General features: G+C 68.3%; 21 protein-coding genes and 5 pseudogenes. 21 read left to right on the forward strand and 5 right to left on the reverse strand.

Features of this window, described 5'->3' with window-relative positions:
* Positions 1-408 precede the first annotated feature (408 nt).
* A complete protein-coding gene (locus ASC56_RS36410; protein ID WP_055495894.1) occupies positions 409-1626 on the reverse strand; it encodes a hypothetical protein in 1218 nt (405 codons plus the stop codon).
* 718 nt (positions 1627-2344) lie between these two features.
* On the opposite strand from ASC56_RS36410, the gene ASC56_RS36415 reads away from it, so the two are divergent.
* The 3 genes from ASC56_RS36415 to ASC56_RS36425 are packed head-to-tail and all read left to right on the forward strand — an operon-like array spanning position 2345 to position 4775.
* On the forward strand, positions 2345-3148 hold the full coding sequence (locus ASC56_RS36415; protein WP_055495895.1) for an alpha/beta fold hydrolase: 804 nt from the start codon (positions 2345-2347) through the stop codon (positions 3146-3148).
* Positions 3148-4440, forward strand: a complete 1293-nt coding sequence (locus ASC56_RS36420; protein ID WP_055495896.1) for a PP2C family protein-serine/threonine phosphatase — start codon at positions 3148-3150, stop codon at positions 4438-4440. Before ASC56_RS36415 ends, ASC56_RS36420 begins: the two co-directional genes overlap by 1 nt.
* Complete coding sequence (locus ASC56_RS36425; RefSeq protein WP_055495897.1) at positions 4437-4775, forward strand: STAS domain-containing protein; 339 nt, start codon at positions 4437-4439, stop codon at positions 4773-4775. The genes ASC56_RS36420 and ASC56_RS36425 overlap by 4 nt, the downstream gene beginning before the upstream one ends.
* A gap of 136 nt (positions 4776-4911) precedes the next feature.
* Here the strand turns inward: ASC56_RS36425 and ASC56_RS39200 are convergent, their stop codons facing one another.
* Positions 4912-5085: a CsbD family protein gene (locus ASC56_RS39200; protein ID WP_079102968.1), complete on the reverse strand. Its 174-nt coding sequence runs from the start codon at positions 5083-5085 to the stop codon at positions 4912-4914.
* A 65-nt stretch (positions 5086-5150) separates the two neighbouring features.
* Between ASC56_RS39200 and ASC56_RS36430 the strand changes: the two genes are divergently transcribed.
* The 10 genes and pseudogenes from ASC56_RS36430 to ASC56_RS40375 all read left to right on the forward strand — a co-directional run bounded on the left by ASC56_RS36430 (position 5151) and on the right by ASC56_RS40375 (position 11803).
* Positions 5151-5519, forward strand: a complete 369-nt coding sequence (locus ASC56_RS36430; protein WP_055495898.1) for a hypothetical protein — start codon at positions 5151-5153, stop codon at positions 5517-5519.
* Positions 5507-5881, forward strand: a pseudogene (locus ASC56_RS36435) (transposase); the annotation flags it as partial. The gene ASC56_RS36430 and the pseudogene ASC56_RS36435, both read left to right, overlap by 13 nt.
* 253 nt (positions 5882-6134) lie before the next feature.
* Complete coding sequence (locus ASC56_RS36440; protein ID WP_055495916.1) at positions 6135-6560, forward strand: Fur family transcriptional regulator; 426 nt, start codon at positions 6135-6137, stop codon at positions 6558-6560.
* 158 nt (positions 6561-6718) lie between these two features.
* A complete protein-coding gene (locus ASC56_RS36445) occupies positions 6719-8296 on the forward strand; it encodes a SpoIIE family protein phosphatase (RefSeq protein ID WP_055495900.1) in 1578 nt (525 codons plus the stop codon).
* Between the two features lie 146 nt (positions 8297-8442).
* Positions 8443-9528 (forward strand): PP2C family protein-serine/threonine phosphatase, encoded by a 1086-nt coding sequence (locus ASC56_RS36450; RefSeq protein ID WP_055495901.1) that lies wholly within the window; start codon positions 8443-8445, stop codon positions 9526-9528.
* Positions 9529-9592: 64 nt separating this feature from the next.
* Complete coding sequence (locus ASC56_RS40985) at positions 9593-9745, forward strand: hypothetical protein (protein ID WP_159039822.1); 153 nt, start codon at positions 9593-9595, stop codon at positions 9743-9745.
* A gap of 391 nt (positions 9746-10136) precedes the next feature.
* Entirely contained in the window at positions 10137-10418 is a 282-nt protein-coding gene (locus tag ASC56_RS39205) for a transposase (protein WP_371330500.1), read from the forward strand.
* A gap of 3 nt (positions 10419-10421) precedes the next feature.
* Positions 10422-10520, forward strand: a pseudogene (locus tag ASC56_RS42655) (3-oxoadipate enol-lactone hydrolase); the annotation flags it as partial.
* Between the two features lie 373 nt (positions 10521-10893).
* Positions 10894-11115, forward strand: a complete 222-nt coding sequence (locus tag ASC56_RS36455; protein ID WP_159039823.1) for a hypothetical protein — start codon at positions 10894-10896, stop codon at positions 11113-11115.
* 283 nt (positions 11116-11398) lie between these two features.
* Entirely contained in the window at positions 11399-11803 is a 405-nt protein-coding gene (locus ASC56_RS40375) for an anti-sigma regulatory factor (protein ID WP_055495903.1), read from the forward strand.
* Between the two features lie 282 nt (positions 11804-12085).
* Here the strand turns inward: ASC56_RS40375 and ASC56_RS36465 are convergent, their stop codons facing one another.
* Complete coding sequence (locus ASC56_RS36465; RefSeq protein WP_055495904.1) at positions 12086-13294, reverse strand: PP2C family protein-serine/threonine phosphatase; 1209 nt, start codon at positions 13292-13294, stop codon at positions 12086-12088.
* Positions 13295-13826: 532 nt separating this feature from the next.
* On the opposite strand from ASC56_RS36465, the gene ASC56_RS36470 reads away from it, so the two are divergent.
* The 7 genes and pseudogenes from ASC56_RS36470 (at position 13827) to ASC56_RS36490 (ending at position 17728) form a co-directional block, all read left to right on the forward strand.
* On the forward strand, positions 13827-14057 hold the full coding sequence (locus tag ASC56_RS36470) for a hypothetical protein (RefSeq protein WP_055495905.1): 231 nt from the start codon (positions 13827-13829) through the stop codon (positions 14055-14057).
* Positions 14015-14251: pseudogene (locus ASC56_RS40990) on the forward strand (ATP-binding protein); the annotation flags it as partial. The gene ASC56_RS36470 and the pseudogene ASC56_RS40990, both read left to right, overlap by 43 nt.
* A gap of 112 nt (positions 14252-14363) precedes the next feature.
* Positions 14364-14475 (forward strand): annotated as a pseudogene (locus ASC56_RS43400) (IS5/IS1182 family transposase); the annotation flags it as partial.
* Positions 14476-14903: 428 nt separating this feature from the next.
* Positions 14904-15107 (forward strand): cold-shock protein, encoded by a 204-nt coding sequence (locus ASC56_RS36475; RefSeq protein WP_006136369.1) that lies wholly within the window; start codon positions 14904-14906, stop codon positions 15105-15107.
* Positions 15108-15452: 345 nt separating this feature from the next.
* Positions 15453-16946: a DEAD/DEAH box helicase gene (locus ASC56_RS36480; RefSeq protein WP_055495906.1), complete on the forward strand. Its 1494-nt coding sequence runs from the start codon at positions 15453-15455 to the stop codon at positions 16944-16946.
* A gap of 46 nt (positions 16947-16992) precedes the next feature.
* Complete coding sequence (locus tag ASC56_RS36485; protein WP_055495907.1) at positions 16993-17397, forward strand: CBS domain-containing protein; 405 nt, start codon at positions 16993-16995, stop codon at positions 17395-17397.
* Positions 17398-17449: 52 nt separating this feature from the next.
* Complete coding sequence (locus ASC56_RS36490) at positions 17450-17728, forward strand: SCO5918 family protein (RefSeq protein ID WP_055495908.1); 279 nt, start codon at positions 17450-17452, stop codon at positions 17726-17728.
* 126 nt (positions 17729-17854) lie between these two features.
* On the opposite strand, the gene ASC56_RS36495 is transcribed toward ASC56_RS36490, so the two are convergent.
* Positions 17855-18211 (reverse strand): hypothetical protein, encoded by a 357-nt coding sequence (locus ASC56_RS36495; protein ID WP_055495917.1) that lies wholly within the window; start codon positions 18209-18211, stop codon positions 17855-17857.
* Between the two features lie 46 nt (positions 18212-18257).
* A pseudogene (locus ASC56_RS36500) lies at positions 18258-18649 on the reverse strand (ATP-binding protein).
* A 1242-nt stretch (positions 18650-19891) separates the two neighbouring features.
* Between ASC56_RS36500 and ASC56_RS36505 the strand changes: the two are divergent.
* Complete coding sequence (locus tag ASC56_RS36505) at positions 19892-20230, forward strand: MerR family transcriptional regulator (protein ID WP_055495909.1); 339 nt, start codon at positions 19892-19894, stop codon at positions 20228-20230.
* Positions 20231-20316: the final 86 nt, after the last annotated feature.

Genomic DNA, 20316 nt, shown 5'->3' on the forward strand with positions numbered 1-20316 from the left:
CTCCAGTTGCTACTGATGACGCGGACGGCGATGCGGGACATGACTAGCCGCCGGTTCTGTCGCGACAACAGCCGGAATCTGAACATTTGACAAACCCGCCGTATCTGCCCCTCCACATAAGACCGTGGACCGGTGGCGCAGAAGCGACGGAAGTGAAGCAGGCACTGGCCTCGACCAGCCTGCACGACGTCTCGACCCAAGACGTTGAGAAGACGTTGAGAAGACATTGAGCAGGGCGGGCGGCGACCCTGTCAGCGCAGGCGCGACAGTGCCGTCGGCACGCACGGCCGGCGAAGAGGGGCCGCATGCCGGGGTGCACGGGGTCTCTCCCCCCCCGCACCCCGTGGGCTACTACTGTCAATGACACGGTAGTTACAGAGCCTATGCCCGGGCTCGCGTCAGTCACGCTCAGTGGTGCACGGACGGCCTGCTCACCTCCGCGCCGACCGAGTGGGCGACCCACGGGTCTTGGGGAGGAAGTCGAAGGCCGCCGGCGGCGACCTTGCTCGGTTTCGGCGCGACGCACCAGTCCCGTGGAGCGAGCAGGACGCTAAGGGCCACCGCGAGAAGCAGCCAGAGTCGGAGGTCGCCCAGGACCTGAGCGTCGTTGGTCAGCCTCGGGGCGAGGTAGAGCGCGCCGAAGGAGACCAGCGACCAGACGGGCACGGGTCGACGCAGCCCCAGGGCCTCCCAGACCAAGGTGCCGAGCAGGAATCCCGCCGAGTAGTAGTCGTAGACGCCGGGATCCAGCAGGAGTCGCGCGCCGATGCCGAGCAGCGGCACCGCCACCCAGCGCCCTCGGAGGATCGCGGCCGCCCCAAGCGCGCAGCCGAGCACGAGTTGCGCCGGCCGGTCCCACGACGGCGTCCCCGCCGCCGACACCCCGAGCGCGCGGAGCGCCGAGGACGGTTCGTTGACGATGGGGTACTGGGTTGCACCCAGCGTCGCGGGGTCGGCGACGACGAAGGGCAGCCAGGCCAGCAGCATGACGGCGACGGCGTAGAACGCGACATGCCGTCGTCGGTCGCGGGCCACGGCGAGAGTCAGCGGCAGGAAGACCAGGGCCCACGGCTTGGCGTCCACGGCCAGGCCCAGGCTCAGTCCCGCCAGTGCCGGGACGTCGGCGAGGACCGCCCGGATCGCCAGTGCCGCGAAGAGCAGCGCCAGCACGTCGTCGAGGTGGCTGTAGTGCACCGCCAGGGATGCCCAGACGATCAGGAACACCGCACCGGCGGCCGCGACGGTCATCCGCAGGGCCTGCGGGCGCGACCGCAGATCCGGCTGCCGGGCCAGTGCCGTCTGCTCGATCAGCCGCAGCACCAGAAGGCCGGCGCTCATCATCGTCAGCTGGGCGGCGACGACCCCGCCGAGGTTCCCCAGAACCCAGGCGCAGAGGAAGGCCAGTGGTCCTATCTGCAGGTTCGGGTAGTTCGCATAGAGGTGCAGGCCCCCAGCCGGCGAGGCTCCGGAGCCGGAGAAGAGCAAGGTGCTGCCGTTCGCGAAGTAGTGCCACGAGTAGCCGCCGCCGTGCAGGTCCGCCAGGAACCAGACGGCCGCCCAGAGACCGAGGAACCACCAGTGCCAGGCGGCCCCGCCCCGCGCGGGGCGGCTGCTCTGATCAGCCATCCTCATGCCTCTCTGGTGGTCGACCCCCTGTCCGGAATGACTCCCCCTGACCGCTCCCCGGTTGCTGCACAACCATGAGATTTGGGTATGGAGTGTCCGAAACGCGGCCTGGGACGGTCGGCCTGTGCGCCAGCGCCGGCTCATCGAGCCCCGCTGGCCCCTCCATCCCCGCTGTCGCGCGACGTCAGCGATGGGCATGAAGGCGACGTGGTCGTGGAGGGCAGCGGCACCTTCGGAGCGGGCCTGGCCCGCTACCTGCTGGCTCAGCACGTCCAGGGTGTACGAAGTGAACCGGCCCGACCGCACAGCCCGCCGTCTGCTCGGGAAGTCGGACCCGCTCGATGCGCAGGCTGCTGCGCGGGCCGTGCTCAGTGGTCGCGCCCGGGCCCGGGCAAAACCGGCGACGTGCCATCGACCGGCAGGCTCGAGGACGTCGTGCCGGCCGGCGGCCGACGCTGCGGCGACGGGCTGGACATCCGCCGGGCGACTACCCTCCGCGTCGCACCGTGTGCTTCACGCTACGTGCACGCAGACATGATGCCCCTCGGGGATCGGTCGTCGCGTGAGCTGTGTCACCGCTCATGCTGGGGTGATCGTCCCGGAAATGTGCTGGTCCGCGAGGAGCTGGGTGGTGGTCTCTGTGGAGTCGGTGTGTGGGCCGGGGGAGTGAGCCCGCTGCCGTGACCTCGAAAAGAGCGGGGCCTGTAAGACTGGCTGGATGGATATCGCTCGCAGGAACAACGTCACCGTCACCGGCAACCCGCAGGGGCGGACGGTGGTGCTGGCGCATGGGTTCGGCTGCGACCAGAACATGTGGCGGTTGACGCTGGCTGCCCTGACCGGGGACTACCGGGTGGTGCTGTTCGACTACGTCGGCTCGGGCCGCTCGGACGCGTCCGCGTTCACCGAGGACCGTTATGCCTCCCTGGATGGCTATGCACGGGACGTGGTCGAGGTCTGCGAGGCGCTGGACCTGCGCGCCGCGGTGTTCGTGGGCCACTCGGTCAGCGCGATGATCGGAGTGCTGGCGGCCGGCATGGCTCCCGAGCGGATCGGGGCCCATGTCATGGTCGCTCCGTCTCCTCGCTACATCGACGACGACGGCTACCGCGGCGGCTTCAGCGCCGACGACATCGACGAGCTCCTGGGGTCCCTGGAGTCCAACTATCTGGGCTGGTCGGCCGCAATGGCGCCGGTGATCATGGGGAACGCGGACCGCCCCGAACTCGGCGAGGAGCTCAAGAACAGCTTCTGCGCCACCGACCCGGACATGGCGCGTGTCTTCGCCCGGACCACGTTCCTGTCCGATTCCAGGGATGACCTGAAGAGCGTGAGCGCGCCTACCTTGGTGCTGGAGTGCACCCAGGATGTCATCGCCCCCAGGGAAGTCGGCGCCTCCGTCCACCGGGCGATCCCCGGCTCGACGCTGGTAACGCTGGACGCGACCGGGCACTGCCCGCACCTGTCCGCTCCCGAAGCCACCAACGCGGCCATACTGAGCTTTCTGGCGGACTTGCGATGATGTGCCGTACCGGCAAGCATCCCGACCGGCAGGAGTCCGGCGACGAGAGAACCTCCAGGAGCGCGGCGTTCGCCGCGATCCTGGAGGACAGCGCCGAGGAGCTGTACGAAAGCGCGCCTTGCGGTTACCTGTCCACGCTGATGGACGGCACCATCGCAAAGATCAACACCACACTGCTCGGATGGCTCGGCCTCGAGCATGAGGCTGTGGTGGGCCGGATGCGGTTCACCGACCTGCTGACGGTGGGCGGCAAGCTGTACCACGAGACGCACTTCGCGCCACTGCTGCGTATGCAGGGCGAGATCAGCGGCATAGCGCTGGAGATCAAGCAGGCCGGCGGCGGCCGGATGCCGGTACTGGTGTCTTCCGTGGTCAAGTACGGCAATACCGGCGATCCGCTGTTGATCCGCACCACCGTCTTCGACGCGCGGGACCGCCGTGCATACGAAGAGGAACTCCTGCGCGGCCGGAAGGCGGCCGAAGAAGCGCGCAAACAGGCCGAAGCCGACCGCGCCCGGCTGCAGGACGCTCTCGCCGTACTGCAGCAGTCGCTGCTGCCGGACACCCTGCCGGCCGTCCCCGGGGTGGAGGCGGCCGCCCACTACCACACCGCTCATCCCGACCGGATCGGCGGCGACTTCTATGACGTCTTCCCCATCGACGGCAAACGCTTCGGCTTCTTCCTCGGGGACGTGTGCGGCAAGGGCCCCCAGGCCGCGGCGGTCACCTCACTGACCCGCTACACCCTGCGCGCCGCCGCCCTGCACGACCCCGACCCCGTCTCCGCGCTGACCACCCTCAACCAGGTGCTCCACGAGCGCTACACCGGCAGCGGGGACCCGCGCTACTGCACCGCCGTCTTGGGCGTCCTTGAACCCGACCCCGCTACCGGACAGGTCGCCGTTCGTCTCGCCTCGGGAGGTCACCCTCCGGTCATCGTCGCGCGCGCCGACGGCACCGCCGACTTCCTGCCCACCCCTGGCGGCCTCCTCGTCGGCATCCTGCCCTCCGCGCGCTTCGCCACCGCCACGACCGTTCTCGCCCCGGGCGACACCCTCCTGCTCTACACCGACGGCATCACCGAGGCCCGCACCGGCGAGGACCGCACCAGCCTGTTCGGGGACGAAGCCCTGCTCGCGTTCGCCGTCGACCACGCCGGCAAACCCCCGCCTGCCCTGATCGCGGCACTGACCGGCCTGCTGCAGACCTTCGGAGACGGCCTCGACGACGACACCGCCCTGCTCGCCCTGGGCGCCCCAGCCCCCGACCCACAAACGAGAAGCAACGAATGAGCCCACTGAAGATCACCGCCCGAGACGCTGCCACCGGTCCCGTTCTGGAAATCTTCGGCCAGCTCGACTACTTCACCGCCGGTGACCTGCGCGACTTGATCTCCACGATCACTCTCCAACCGGGTCAGCGCCTCGTCCTGGATCTGAGCGGGATGGAGTTCTGCGATTCCAGCGGCCTCAGCGCGCTGATCGCCGCCCACAACCACGCCTACGCCGCGCAGGCGGACATCGCACTCGCAGCCGTACCCACCCACACCCTGCGCACCCTGCGCATCGTCGGCCTCGACCAAATCTTCCCCATCCACCCCGACAGCGAAATCGCCACCCAGACCTGACCGACCACGAGACGATGCGCTGGGGTCAACGACGAAGACTGCTTGGAGAATCGGAGTTGGGCGTCTCATGCAGCAAAGGGACCTTCCCGCATGATGTGCGGGAAGCCCCTTCGAATGAATGGAGGGGGAAGCGGTGTCAGTGCTTGAGCGCGTCCTTGGCCTTTTCCTTGGCTTCTCGGGCATCTCCCATACTCTTCTCCGCCTGTCCCTCGGCAGCCATGCGGTCGTTGCCAACAGCGCTTCCCGCGGCCTCCTTGACCTTGCCCTCGGCCTGTTCGGTCTTCGCCTTTGCCTTCTCACCGGCAGTCATGGAATGCGCCTCCTCGTAGCTCGGATGCCGTTTTCGCGGTATCCCCCTCGTGCCCCGGCCTTCCGGTGATCAACCCCGAGGAGCGCGTGGCAGCGTGCTGGTCCCCAGAGGTCCGCCCGCTCATCGCCGAAGCGCACCGGTGTTACGCCACCGGCTCCGCGCGCGCCGCCATCGTGCTCACCTGGACAGCGGTCTGCGCCGACGTGATCGAGAAACTTCGCCGCCTCGCCGACGACGGCGAGGGGCAGGCGAAGCAGGTCATCGAGAAGGTTGAGAAGGCCCAGGGCAAGACCACCGCCGCGGCGATCAAGACCATGCAGGAAGTGGAGACCGGGCTCCTGCTGGACACGGCCTTGGCCGTGGAGCTGATAGACGCCGAGCAATGCTCAGGACCTGTGGATCGGCTCGGGAAGGCACGTCCGTGCTCAGCGTAGTGAACGACGACGGCACCACGGCCAACGGCTCCTCCCTGATCGACGAGATCGTCCGCGAGGGCGCAAGAAGGATGCTGGCCGCCGCACTGGAGGCCGAAGTCAACGCCTACATAGCCGAGTTGGCTGATGAACGGGACGAACGTGGCCGTCGCATGGTGGTCCGCAACGGCTACCGCCAGCCCCGGAAGGTCACCACCGCGGCCGGCGCGGTCGAGGTGAAGACGCCACGGGTGAACGACAAGCGCGTCGACGAGGAGACGGGCGAGCGCAAGCGGTTCTCCTCCGCGATCCTGCCGCCCTGGTGCCGCAAGAGCCCGAAGATCAGCGAGGTGCTGCCGCTGCTCTACCTGCACGGCCTGTCCTTGAGGCGCCGGCCGGCGCGGGCCTGGGAGGGCTCGCGTGAGGCGTACGCGTTCGGCCCGCCGCCGTCCCGGTGAGCTTTCGACGGGAGAACTGTCCGGATTGGAGCATTAAAACTAAGTAAGAGATGAATTGAAGCATACGTCTCTATTGCGTTGAATCACTCCAGAACCTAGCCTGGCTCAAGACAGGCCGAATCCAGAGGTCTGGAGGGAAACGATGACCAAGTTTCCGGATCAAGACGTGCACGAGCCCATGGCTCGAGCAGCGACGCGCTTGCGCGAGACGCGTGTGCGGGTGACGGTGCAGCGTATGGCCGTACTCGCCGCTGTCGAGGAATTGGGCGGCCATCCCGATGCCGAGGCCGTCCGGGTTCGGGCCCAAGAGGTCACGGGTGGGCTGTCCCTGCAGGCCGTCTACAACGTTCTGCGCGTGCTCACGGAGGTCGGCCTGGTCCGCTGTACGCAGATCGCCGGCCATCCGGCCCGGTACGAGGCCGAGCGGAACGACAATCACCACCACTTCGTGTGCCGATTCTGTGGCGACATCGTCGACGTGCACTGCGCGATCGGGGAGGCCCCGTGTCTTCAGGCCGACCTGCCCGACTCCTACCCGGTGGACGAGGCCGCCGTGACCTACTGGGGCGCCTGCCCGCGCTGCGCCACCGCCGAACACCGCTGATCGTTCGGCGGCTCGGCGTCAGGGTGGCACCCCTAAAAGTTTGCCAATGCCTATAGGCGGTCATTGTGTTTGCCTGCACCCATTCAGAGCTGGAGAACTGCCCGGGGGGCACTGCCGCTGACATATTCCGCACTGCCGAGAGGATCGCCGAGGCCGCAGTGCCTGAGCTGGGCGACATCGTCACCGTGGAGGTGTCGGAGCTGACCCTGCGTGGCGAAGCGCCCCCGCCGGGTGCCCTGTGCGGCAGCACGCCGTTTCGGCGTGCCGCCTTCCAGTGCCTGCGAGGAGCCAGTGGAGTCCGGCCCGCGTACGCGGTCGGTGACGTGAGCCCGATCCCGCCGAGGACCCCGTACCGGCAGAGCCTTGCACATGTGGGCCCACGCTTCATCCGTGAGCTCAATGAGCGCAGCCGATGGCTGGCCCAAGATCCGGCGCGCGCACGGCGGATGCGGGAGGCGCGGGTGCACTCCCTCGTGGTGGTTCCTCTCGTTGCGCGAGGCGTCGTTCTCGGCCTGGTCGGCCTGTACCGCCGGGCCGGTTCGGCTCCCTACGACGCAAGCGACCTCCAGGCAGCCGTCAGGTTCGCGGACCGAGCGGCGTTGTGCATCGACCTCGTCCGCCGCCACATCCAAGAGCGCACCCGCGCCCGGCTCCTGCAGCGGACCCTGCTTCCCGAGGCGCTTCCCTCCCTCAGCGCACTCGAGGCTGCGCACAGTTACGTCCCGGTGGAGGGATCCGGCGGAGAGTGGTTCGACATCATTCCTCTCTCCGGCGCGCGGGCGGCCCTGGTGGTCGGGGTGGCAGAAGGGCAGGGCGCCGACACCGCGGTGGGCATGGGCCAGTTGAGAGCGATGATCATCACGCTCGCCCTGCAGGACCTGGGGCCCGACGAAATACTGTCGCGCCTGGACGACGTGGCGACCCGCCTGGACCGGGACCACGAGGCTCCTCGTCGGCACCCCCTGGGCCTGAAGTACGGCGATTCCAGCTGCATATGTGTGGTCTACGACCCTGTCACCGGGCACTGCAGCGCGTCCCGGGCAGGTGATGCCCACATCGTGATCGTCCACCCGGACGGCACCGTCAGCGCCCCCGCCCTGGCCTCCCGTCCGCCCCTGGGCGCCGGCGGCCAACCCTTCGAGGCCACCGACATCGATGTGCAACCGGGCAGCATCCTGCTCCTGAACAGCGGTGCCACCGACGACCCGCGTCCCGGTTCACAGGCCGTGACGGATCGGCTCCACGAAGTGTTGAGCCGATCCGGACCGGATACCCAGCAGATCCTTGAGGGTGTCCGTTGTGGCGCGTCTCCCGGTCACGAGCCGGCCCTGCTGGCGACCCGCACGCGGGCTTTCGACGCCGGCCACGTCGCGACCCGGAGCCTGCCGCCGGACGTCGCCGCTGTCGCCGCCGCGCGCAGCTGGACCAGCCGGCAGTTGGCGAGATGGATGCTCGACGAACTCGCTTACACCACCACCTTGATCGTCAGCGAACTCGTCACCAACGCCATGCGTTACTCCGCCGGGCCGGTGGAACTCCGCCTGATCAATGACGACCGCACACTCATCTGCGAGGTTTCCGACACCAGCAGCGCGGCCCCTCATCCGCGACGGGCGACGCTGAGCGACGAGTGCGGTCGCGGCCTGTCCATCGTGACCGAGCTCACACAGCACCAGGGGACTCGTTACACCGCTTCCGGCAAGACCGTCTGGACCGAACAGGCCCTTCCGACATGAGCCCGCATCGCGAAAGCCACCACCCCCCTTCGGGGATTCCAGGGTCGTCGGCCACCGCGGGCGTCGAAAAGGAGCCCGTCCCCTCCCGTCGGATCACCCTTCGGTCGCCGTGGCGGGGGATCAGCCGGAAGCGGCTCCCTCGGTGGATGTGGCCAGCAGTGCGCCGGCCGTTCGACTGGATGCACCTCGCGCCGCTGCTGGTGATCGCCCTGGCCGTGGTGGCGGATGTCCTCACGCCCCACCTGCAGTTCAACCGGCTGCTGGGGGCGGCGCCGGCACTGGCCGCCGCCATGTGGCCAGTGACCGGCACGCTGGCCATCGGGCTGCTGGCCATCATTGCCGCCACCACGCTCGCGGGTGCCGCCAACCACGACCTCGGCCAGACACAGAGCCTGTTCACCCTGCTGGCGATCACGGCCATCACCCTGGCCGCCACCTACGCCAGTCGGGCACGTCAGCACCGGGAGCGCACCCTCGCCGAGGTCCGCACGGTGGCGGATGTCGCGCAGCGGGTGCTGCTGCGTCCGCTGCCACGCCACCTCGGGTACGTCGACATCGAGCTGCTCTACCAGGCCGCTGCCGCGCACGCCCGGATCGGCGGCGACTTCTACGAAGCGCTCCAGACCCCGTACGGGGTGCGGCTGATCATCGGCGACGTGCGCGGCAAGGGGCTTCCGGCCGTCGAGGCCGCCTCCGTGGTGCTCAGCTCGTTCCGGGTGAACGTGCGCGACGCACCCGATCTGCCGGACCTGGCAGCACGGTTGGAGACCAGCATGAACCAACACTGCGAGGACCTTGCCGCTGATGACGTGATGGAGCGCTTCGTCACCATCCTGCTGGTCGAGATCCCCGCCGGGCAATCCATCGCGCGCCTGGTCAACTGCGGCCACCCCGCTCCGATACTGCTGCACGACGGAGAAGTGCGCGAGGTGGAACCCAGCGCGCCGTCACCACCCGTCAACATGGCCGGCCTGCTCGGCGCCCACTACCAGGTCGATGTCGTCCCCTTCTCCGTCGGTGATCTGTTGCTTCTCTATACCGACGGCGTCAGCGAGAGCCGCGACCTCAACGGGACCTTCTACCCTCTCAGCCGGCGCATCCGCCGGTGGTCCTCGGCAGATCCCCGTCAACTCCTCGACCAGCTCCAGCGTGACCTGCGCGCCTACGTCTCGGGCACCCGCGACGACGACCTCGCGGCCCTGGTCGCCCAACGCGTCGGACCGGGCAGCTGAGGGCAGCCGCACCCGGCCGGGGACTCGGGACAGGACCGCGGCCCGGATCCTGCCTTCGCTGTCGGTGACCGTGGAGCCGGCCTGGCCGGCTCGGGTCGGCCGGCCGCCGCCCGCCCCCGACACCTTCGAGCAGTACAGGCGATCAATCCAGGACGTCGAAGTCATCACTTTCGACGAGCTCTACGAACGGGCCTGCTTCATCGTGGAGGACCCCTGAGGCACAGCTGACGACACCAAGCTGGAACCTGCCAAAGCCGCGGAGACCACGACGTCGCACCAGTAGGACGTTTTGGAGGGCGCGGCGATGGGCCCCTGGTCCTGTTACTGGCGTGAGCCAAGCCGCAACACGCGGAATCCGTCCGCAGAATCGATGCGTCCCCGTACCTGCGCACGGCTCGCCGAGGACAGCGAGAACGACGAGGACGGTGAGGAGGCGGTGCTGCGGGCCATCTTGGAAGGCCGCCTGGCCCGGCTCGTGGAACGCCACGTCCCCCAGCCGCTCACTGTGGTCGGTATCGGTCGGGACACGGCCGTTACTCTTCTGATCACGGTGGGGGGACAACCCGGAACGACTGGGCAGAGAGACGTCCTTCGCGGCGCTGTGCGGGATCAGCTCTGTCGAGCGTTCCTCGGGCAGTCGGCAGTACCGTCGCCTCGACCGTGGCGGCGACCGCCAGGCCAACGCCGCCCTGCACCGGATCGTGTTCACTCGGCTGCGCGTCGACCCCTGCACCCAGGCGTACACGAACGCCGCACCCAGGAGGGCAAGACCCGACGTGAGATCATCCGATGCCTCAAGCGATATGCCGCCCGCGAGGTCTTCAACCTGGTCAGGACGGTATCCACCGAACCCCAGTCATAGGGCGTCCGCAATACGTGAGAGGGTCTGAGGCGTGAGTGAGACACCGTCGAACACCCTGCAATACCGCTTTGACGGGCCAGAAGAGGCTCCCGTCCTGATCCTGGGTCCCTCTCTGGGCACCACATGGCACAAGTTGTAGAGACCGTCCAGGGGCGTCTACGCCAGTCCAGCGCGGGCATGAAATCGGAGGTCACGGCCTCCTGGTCCGGTAGGGGCCGCCCAGTTGGTGATGGCTGTGTGATAGGCGGGTGATACGGCGAGGCCCCGCCGGGGTCCTTCCTGCCGGGACTCTACGCGGAGCCCTGAGACGGCGCAGCCGCACCGGATCGCTCCGGTGCGGCTGCGCCGTGAGATCGGCTGCGCTGGCGCGCACGATGCAGTCGGCGGCTCACGCAGTCTGGGTTCCTGCGACGATCTCGGAGTGCCTGATTTGCGATCGCACCCACCCACTCGTCCGTAACGATCCGCGTAGCACATGGCGCGCCCCGGCCACGCGCGGGTGCGTGAATGACGAGGCGGTGGCCGCACTGTCCCGCCACGGCGATCTCGCCGGTCCGGGTGCTGACATGACCGACCCGGTGGCCGTCGACCGCCTGCGGGACATCGTCACCGAGGAGCACGCCGACGCCACGCTCCTGGTCAATGCGGCCGGTGTCTTCGCGCGAGGTGTCGGTCGGGCCGGTTGGTCCTCCCAGCCTCGCGGTAGGCCGTGGGGAGTGGCCTGACCACCACGGGGTCGCCGTCGGCTGTGGGCGGGTTGAAAGGCGTGGCGAAGGGGAAGTCCACGTCCATCCCGGTGCCGAAGGCGTCGAGGGGGCTGCAGCGCACTCACCCAGCACGCGCCGGCACTGTCGAATTCCCGGCGGATGACTTTCGCGGGATCTGCCGGTCACCCGGCAGACACAGATGGTTCACCGGGCAGGCATGGGTAACCCGACAGATGGCTCCCACCGGGTGCGCAGAGCACCGGTCGGCGGCGGCCCAGAGCACCCGCGCTGGAGGAACCTCGTGAACGGCGAATCGACCATCCCATCGTGCGAGACGCGCTTCCCCGCAGTCACGGCGAGCATCACCGCCGCCCGGCACTGGGTCCGCGACTGCGTGGACGGTTTCGGCGGCCCGCTGCGCCAGCACCGGATGATCGAGACCGCCGAACTGCTCGTCTCGGAGCTGATCACCAATGCCATCCGCCACGGCTCCGGCCCGCCCCTGATCCAGCTCACCTGGAACGGGCGGTGGCTGCACATAGCCGTCAGCGATTCCAGCGACCGTTGGCCCCGCAAACGCGCCACTGCGAACACCGAGCCCGGAGGTTTTGGCATCCAGCTCCTCGACCGACTCGCCCGACGCTGGGGCGTCACCCCGGCTCAGCCCGGCAAAACGGTCTGGGCCGAACTCGCCCTCGACTCCTGAGCGCGGTGCGGAGCTGACCACCAACAGCGTCGTCCACGGCGCCGGTTCGGGCACGCTGCGGATCTGGGCCGAGAGAGACCGGATCGTCTGCGAGGTCCACGACGGCGGACTCGCGCGACACCGCGTCACGGCCGGGCCACGTATCAACCACCCCCGAGAGCGTTACCGATCAACGTCTTCCCCACCGCTCACCGGCACGTGAGTGACGCTCAAGGTGACTGTGTATCGCCGTGCTCATCCCCTGCCACCCCACCGTCGAGCAGGCCCGCTCCCCGTAGGGACTCAGGAGTAGGCCATCATGGCTGCGGGGTCGGGGCTCGGTCCGGCCGGACGGCTGCGATTGCTGTGCCAGTCCAGTATCAGGACCGTGGCGTCGTCCTTGAGGTGGCCGTGGCAGGCGTCGAGCACCGCGGCGGTAAGGGTCCGGACGGCTTCTCGCGCGTGCAGCGCGCGGGTGTCGTGAATGACCGAGGCCAGGTCGACGGCCGCGGCACCGCGTTCCTGCATTCCGTCGGTGAGCAGGACCAGGCGGTCCCCGGGTCTCAGGAGTAGTTCCTGTTGGCGGTAGGTGGTGGGTGCCGCCACACCGAAGGGCAGGTTGACGGCGAGTTCCACCTCTTCGACGGCGTTGTCACGCAGCAGCAGGGGCCGGGGGTGGCCGGCGTTGACCAGTTCGCACAGGCCCGTTGCGAGGTCGACGCAGAACAGCTGTCCGGTGGCCAGGCCGCGGCTGTAGCTCAGTAGGGCCTCGTGGGCGTGGCGGGCCTGCTTGAGGACGTCACAGCCGCTGCGACGTGCCCGCCGCAGCGCGCCGACCAGCAAGCTGGCCAACAGAGCAGAGTTCGTGTCGTGCCCCATGGCATCGGTGATCGACAGGTGCAGAGTGTCGCGGTCCAGCGTGTAGTCGTAGGTGTCGCCACCGATGTCGTCGGCCGGGACCAGTCCGGCGGCCAGAGTGAACTGGGCCGCCTCGCAACAGGAGGCCGAGGGAAGCAACTGGTGCTGGATCTCCGCCGCCAGGCTGGTCTCGGTAGTGCGCCGGCCCTGGTGGTACAGATCGGTGAAGCGGCGGTCCGTGACGATGATGTAGGCCAGCGCGTGGGCCGCGTGGCGGACCTGGCGCAACACGGTGTCGTCTGCGGATTGCAGGCTCACCTCCAGGACGCCGATGCAGTCGCCGCGGTTGGTGACGGGCGTGATGACGCGTCGTCCGCCCTGGCCGTCCGGTTCCACCTTCTGGCGCTGGCTTTGCAAGACGCTGTCGTAGACGCTGCCCTGCAGGTCGATCGGCTCGCCAGGGTCGGCGGCCTTGTCACCGGTCGCGGCGAGGCGTACCAGCCGCTGGCCGATGAGGTCGACGAAGAGGAAGGACACGGCCTCGGCACCGAACCGCTTCTGCAGATCGTGTGCCACCACGTCGACGGACTCACCGGGCGGGGCCGCTTCCGCAGCGGCCAGCAACTCGCCCAGTTCCAGATCTCCACCCTTCACAGCAACCTCCTGTCGGTTGCCGCACCTTCTTCCCCGAGTCTGTGCAACCTCACATACTTTGCCTGTTTTACCTGGTCAGGGCGGCATTCCAGATCGGTGCGAGCACGTCCCGCCTTCGTCAGGCGGCGTTCGTGGGCGATCGTGCGGCCGGTGCGTCGGCGGACATGGGACGCGGAGGAAACAGCATGTCGACTGCATGGCGAGCGATCCGGGAAGTGGCTCCGTCATCCTGCTCGCCCTCTACCGCCTCGTCACCGGCAACCGGCATTCGCACCGTCACGCGACCCGCTGAAGGCACAACGTCTCCGGACACACCTGGACGGCTCCCTTCCTGTTCGCAGCACTGGAGCCGTCCAGGTGTGTCCGGCCGGGCCCCCGTGGCCCATCCGCCGGTTGCCGTCGTCCGGGGTCCACCGCGTCGTTCCACCGTCCGAACAGGCGTCTGTGCAGGCCGGTGGCATGATCGTGCTCCTCGTGGGCAGGCGACCGGCGTGTCGTGCGTCCCGGCTGAACTCGTGTCCAGGGTGAGCTCTTGCCGGCCCAGGCCGGCTTTGAGGTGCTGGGCGACGCGGACACCGGGATTCCGGGGCTGCGGGTGACCGAGGTGTCCGTGGGCGCGCTGGTCAGCTGGACGGCCTCGGACGGGTTCATCGCGCTCGCCCGTGACCAGGCAGGCCGTGCAGCGAGCAACGACAGCATGAGAGTGATCGTGCAGACGGCAACGCCATCCGCTACGGCGACGCCCCAGTGGGCCTGCGGCTGATTCGGGGTCAACCTGTGATCTGCGAGGTCTCCGATCCCAGCCAGACGCAGGCGCATCTGCGACGGGCCCGGTGGACGGACGAAGGTGGCCGCGGTCTGTTCCTGGTGGCGCGACTGAGCCATCGTTGGGGCAGCCGCTACACCGTTGCGGGCGAAACCATCTGGACCGAAAAACTGTTGGAAGAAGTGCTCTGACCTATCGGCCCGGTTGACTGATGTGATGCAAGCGGGCGCTTCAGCCGACGGTCACCGGCACACGTCGCCGTCGGCCTGCCTGGCCACTCTGTCGGAGTAGTACACGAAGACGTCCCGTCGGCATGCGCGGGTACGAACGGTTCATCCAGCAGTCCGAGAGCCTGATCACCTGGGCCGCCATCACCCTCATGACCAGACGCCTCACCCACACTGAGGAGGTGGGCTCGCTCGTCCGGGACCGGGAACGGCAGCCGCTGCGTGGTCATCGCCCCAGTCTCGCAGCTGCATTTCCTGGGCGGCAGCGGATTTACTCCAGCCGTCGCGCAGCGTGCCGGTTGGCAACTCTTCTGAGACGTTAAGCTCCGAGTGAATCAATATCTGTTCCCGAGGGATCAGATTTTGGGGGTCCGCGCAGTGGGAGTTTTTACCGCGAAGAGCAGAGTGGAATTATTCAGCGCATGCGGTCCGCTCCGGCGTGCTACTGTCTATCTCGGTTGCAGTTGTGGTTCCCGAAACTTCAAGTGCCCCCACCCGGCTTCTGCCGGTCGGGAGCGCTTTTGTATTTCCGGTCATTTCCGGCGGGGTGATCATCGCGGCGACACGGCGTCCGCGTGGTGCGGACGCCGAGGCACTGCCCCAAAGGAGATATGACATGGCTACTGGTACCGTGAAGTGGTTCAACGCGGAAAAGGGCTTCGGCTTCATCGAGCAGGACGGCGGCGGCGCCGACGTGTTCGCCCACTACTCGAACATTGCCGCGCAGGGCTTCCGTGAGCTGCTCGAGGGTCAGAAGGTGACCTTCGACATCGCGCAGGGCCAGAAGGGCCCGACGGCCGAGAACATCGTTCCGGCCTGACGCTCACGCGCAATCCGTAGCTGGGGCCCGCATCCTTCGGGGTGCGGGCCCCAGCTGCATGCGTATCCCGTAGTGGCTTCCACCCGCGGGACGCCCCGGAGGAATCCGCAGTACCACCACAAGCGGTTCCTCCCTGAGGATGCAGACGCATCCTGAATCGCTGCACCGCAGCCGGCGCCCGGATCGCAAGGTCCCCATCGCGTCACCCATTTCAGCACCTGTGGCCACGGATGTCTTCGCCGGCCAGATCTGATTTCTTTTGCCACCGGTCCATACTTGTAATTCTCCGTGCCATTCATCGCGGCGGGAATTCCTTGATATGTGCCACATCGAGGAAGGTTCCGCATGAACCGCGAATACAGGAACGACCGCCCCGCCCGCGCCCGTGACCGCCGTGCCGACGCCGGAAGGGGCGGCAGCGGCTACGGCTCGCAGGTACCGCGCCGTACCGGCGGGCCCGTCCGCTCCGGCGGTTACGGCCGTCGGCCCGCCGCAGTGCAAGGTGAGTTCGCGCTGCCCAGGACGATCACCCCCGCGCTGCCCGTCGTTGAGGGCTTCGCCGATCTCGACATGCCCGAGCAGCTGCTGGCCGAACTCGGCAGGCAGGGTGTGAGCGCACCGTTCCCGATCCAGGGAGCGACGCTGCCGAACTCCCTGGCGGGCCGTGACGTCCTGGGCCGCGGCCGCACCGGTTCCGGCAAGACCCTCGCCTTCGGCCTCGCCCTGCTCGCCCGCACCGCCGGACAGCGTGCCGAGCCCCGCCAGCCGCTGGGGCTGATCCTCGTACCCACGCGTGAGCTGGCACAGCAGGTGACCGACGCGCTCACCCCGTACGCCCGCTCCGTGCGGCTGCGGCTGGCCACGGTGGTGGGCGGCATGTCGATCGGCCGGCAGGCCGGCGCGCTGCGCGGCGGAGCCGAGGTCGTCGTCGCGACCCCGGGGCGGCTCAAGGACCTTATCGACCGCGGCGACTGCCGGCTGAACCATGTCGGCATCACCGTGCTGGACGAGGCCGACCAGATGGCCGACATGGGCTTCATGCCCCAGGTCACCGCGCTGCTCGACCAGGTGCGTCCGGAGGGGCAGCGCATGCTGTTCTCCGCCACCTTGGACCGCAACGTCGACCTGCTGGTGCGCCGCTATCTGACCGACCCCGTCGTGCATTCGGTCGATCCGTCGGCCGGTGCGGTCACCACGATGGAGCACCACATCCTGCACGTCCACGGCGCCGACAAGCACGCCACCACGATCGAGATCGCCGCCCGAGACGGCCGCGTGATCATGTTCCTGGACACCAAGCACGCCGTCGACCGGCTCACCCAGGACCTGCTCAACAGCGGAGTACGGGCCGCCGCATTGCACGGCGGCAAGTCGCAGCCGCAACGCACCCGCACGCTGGCGCAGTTCAAGACCGGGCACGTCACCGTTCTGGTGGCAACCAATGTCGCGGCGCGCGGCATCCACGTCGACAACCTCGACCTCGTCGTCAACGTCGACCCGCCGACCGACCACAAGGACTACCTCCACCGCGGCGGCCGTACCGCCCGCGCCGGCGAGTCCGGCAGCGTCGTCACCCTCGTCACCCCGAACCAGCGCCGCGGCATGGTCCGCCTCATGTCGGACGCCGGAATCCGGCCGCAGACCACCCAGATCCGCTCGGGCGACGAGGCCCTGAGCCGGATCACCGGTGCCCAGGCCCCGTCCGGCATCCCGGTCGTCATCACCGCACCGGTGGTCGAACGCCCCAAGCGCGGCGCCACCTCCCGAGGCCGACGCCGCCCTTCCTCGGCGGCCCGGCGCGCCCGCGTACGCCAGCCCGGCCTCGACACGGTGGCCTAGAAACTTCGTGATCAGGAAGCCGGCCCATCTCTGCAGGAGGCACCCTTTGACGCTGGTTCAGACGCAGCCCCGCCCGGCGGACGCCAACGCCGTGGACAGGACGGCAGAGGAAGTCATGGACGCGGCCGGACCGCAGGTCTGTGACGACATGAGCGTCGAGGTGGCGCTGGCCGTCATGGCCGCCGCCCGCACGGTCCGACTGGTCGTCTGCGACCAGGACGACCAGCGCACCGGCCTGGTAACCCGAACCGAACTCGCCGCCGTCCGTGACAGATCCGACTACACGGACCGTGTCCGCCTGCGCGACATCCTCGGCGACCACGGTCCGTTCGCCTCACCCGTGACCACGACGGCCGAAGCCGGGCAGGCGATGCGCACCCGTCGGCTCGGTGTCCTGCCGGTGGTCGACGAGCAAAGCAGCGGCCCGGGCATCCTCGCCCCCTCCCGCTGAAACGCCTCGTCCCTGGTCGGACCGTTCTCCTCTCTTCTCTCTGTGAGGCCACATGCGCTGCGTCATCGCCCGCTTCCCCTTCGAACTCACCAAGGGCGGCGTGCTGGAATCGATGAAGGGCATCAAGCCTGAACCGGTCACCGGCGAATCGGTGATCATCGGCCGCCGCCACTACCCCCTCAAGCAAGTCGGCCAAGTCATCACCCGCCAGGACCGCCGAGACTTCAGCGCCGCCGAAATCCTGCGGGCCATGACTCAGCTCGGCTTCACCTGCCGCGCCCTCCCCAAGGCCGCGCCTCTGGGCATCCCCAGCTCGCTGCAGCACGCCTGAGCGATGCTCGGCACCCCGTGACGGTCTGACCAGGTAAACAGGCACAAGCCGACATCTGACCAGCAGTGTGGGCCCGACCAATCGGTCGGGCCCACACTGCGTGCAGCGGGCTCCCGACGCCGTCGCTCAGTGGTCGGAATAACTGAAGTCGCCCACGGTCCAGGCGCTGACGTCCTCGATCGCAACCCGGTACATCCCGCCTGTCTCCGGGATCCCCATAGCGCCCTGCAGGATCCGGGCGACATGGAAGTGCAGATGCATAGGCGGCCCGTTCGTCGCGGGGGTGTTGAAGACAGCGGCGAACTCGCCCAAGCGGGCGGAATCCGTCAGTACCTCCGAGACCCTCTGTCGCCACACTGCTTCGGGAGCCAGCCGACCGGTGATGACAGCACCACCGGTGACCACGGTCAGGGACATCTGATTGCTCTGGCCGGACTCCACCAGGGCGGCGAGGTCAACCAGCAGTTCGTCGGGCTGCGACACGAGGCAGATTATATTCACCGGCCATCCGGCTGCTTGAGCGGTGACGCTACCAGGCAAGGCAGGCGCTCACGGTCTTGCCGCCGGAGGCCCGGCGGGTGGCGTCGTGGTGTAGGCGAGGCGGTTGACCATGGGCCAGCCGAAGCCCCCGGTGCCGGTGCTCAGGTCAAGGGTGCGCATGCGCGGCGCATGTCGACCGCCGTCGTGGACGGCCACCCCGATGGCGTCGGGGTGCGCAGTCAGTTCCAGTGTGCAGCGACCCCCGCAGTGGCGCAGGGCATTCGTGACGAGCTCGGACACGACCACGAGACCAGTGTCCGCTGCGTCAGGGGCCACGGCCGGCTGCCGCAAACCTTCGAGGAAGGCCCGTGCCGTATCGCGTGCGTCGGCAAAGGCCGTTGCGGAACGGACGGCAGCGGTGTCGGCAATCACCGGGATCATCACGGTAACCCTGGTTGCCCGTGCCTCTCGGCAGCCCACGGTCTGCTCGGGTCGGGGGCCGTGCCGGTTCGAGCAACCGGCCCATCCGCGACGATGCCACCGGCTGAGCGAGCACGAGAGAGTGGCCGCGGACGAGGAGGCAGATCCTCGTCACGGCGCTGAGGCAGCAGCAGGAGCGTCTACCCGCGGATCGCGGCATCCGAGTGGACACTTCCACGAGCTGCTCGATCATCCCGGGATCATCGAGGGCGGCGCAGACCTCGTGCCGCCCGTCAACGGCCGATGTGCGGGGCGCCACGGCCGGAAGCGTCCGTCGCGATCGGTGGTGTTCTTCGCAGACGCAGTGCCGACCGGTGCCCGCCGACGGTAGCCGCGGCGCAGTCGGCGACGTCGCGCTCAGCCCGACGTGCTGCGCGGCGGTGGGTCACTGTGAGCGCCGGACTGAGCCTCGGAGCTGCTTGCACCAGCCATGGGCCGGTTGAGGCGGATTACCTCGTCTTCGAGTGCGCGAAAATCTATGTCGGCCAGAGTAGACATTGGGCTGTGATGTGGTTAGGGTTTCTCTCGTAGCCGAGATCGAGCGAGGCCCGGCAGACATGAACTGCCGGTCAGTAGTGCAGCAGTTGCAGTTCGCAGGACGGTGCGGTGGTGGAGTTCCGAAGCCAGAGCGGTTGCAGGACGGCGACGGGACTGACGACCGGACCGGGTGGCCCGAAGTGATCAGGGGCCGCCATGAGCAGTACCGCAGTGGCAGTACCCGTAAGTGCAAGTTCGCATTACCCAGCAGTGAAGTCAGTGAGCAGAACCTCGGTGAAGGCGCCGGCTGCGGGCGCGCGCACCGGGTGATTCGGCAGTGGGGTTCTAAGCCAGAGCAGACGCAGGACGGGCGACGGGGCTGGCTGCCGAAGGGTGGCGCTGTTCGAGGCCACCAGCAGTTTGCGGTACCAACAATTCGCAGTTTCCGTCAGTGAGTAGTTGATCAAGAGGGAAGAACGGAGGAGCCGAGCGCCATCAGGATCGCCCGGGTGGAAGTCTTGCACCCGGGTACCGCAGGACATCGATAGTGAGGTGGTCTCCGGTCAAGCAACCGCGATCCCCGCGTCCCCGACAGTGTCTCGGTCGGGTCTGCGGAAACAGAGGGCCGGTGCAGTATCAGGGCCGGCAGATGGTGTAGTAGTTCCTTCGGGGCCCTGGTGCCAGTACGGCGTCAGGGCCCCTCCGCGTGTTCCACAGAGAGGTGCAATGACAGCAGACGACACCTTCGGCCGTCTCGATGACGACGACTACCCTGCCTACACCATGGGCCGAGCCGCCGAGTTGCTCGGCACTACCCCTGCCTTCCTCCGCGCCCTCGGCGAAGCCCGCCTGATCACCCCCCTGCGCTCCGAAGGCGGCCACCGCCGCTACTCCCGCTACCAACTGCGCATCGCCGCCCGTGCCCGGGAACTCGTCGATCGGGGCACCCCCATCGAGGCCGCCTGCCGGATCGTCGTCCTCGAAGACCAGCTCGAGGAAGCCCAGCGCATCAACGCCGAATATCGCCGCGCCGCCGAATCAGCGAACCCGACGGCAGCAGCATGACGTCGGCGGGCACCGCACGCACGGTCTCGTGTGTGGCGTGATCATTTCCTGTGGTGACCCGGTGTGCGGGCGTGTAGCGTCTGCGT

The organism is Streptomyces sp. TP-A0356, assembly GCF_001417775.1.
In the GTDB taxonomy this organism is placed as follows: domain Bacteria; phylum Actinomycetota; class Actinomycetes; order Streptomycetales; family Streptomycetaceae; genus Streptomyces.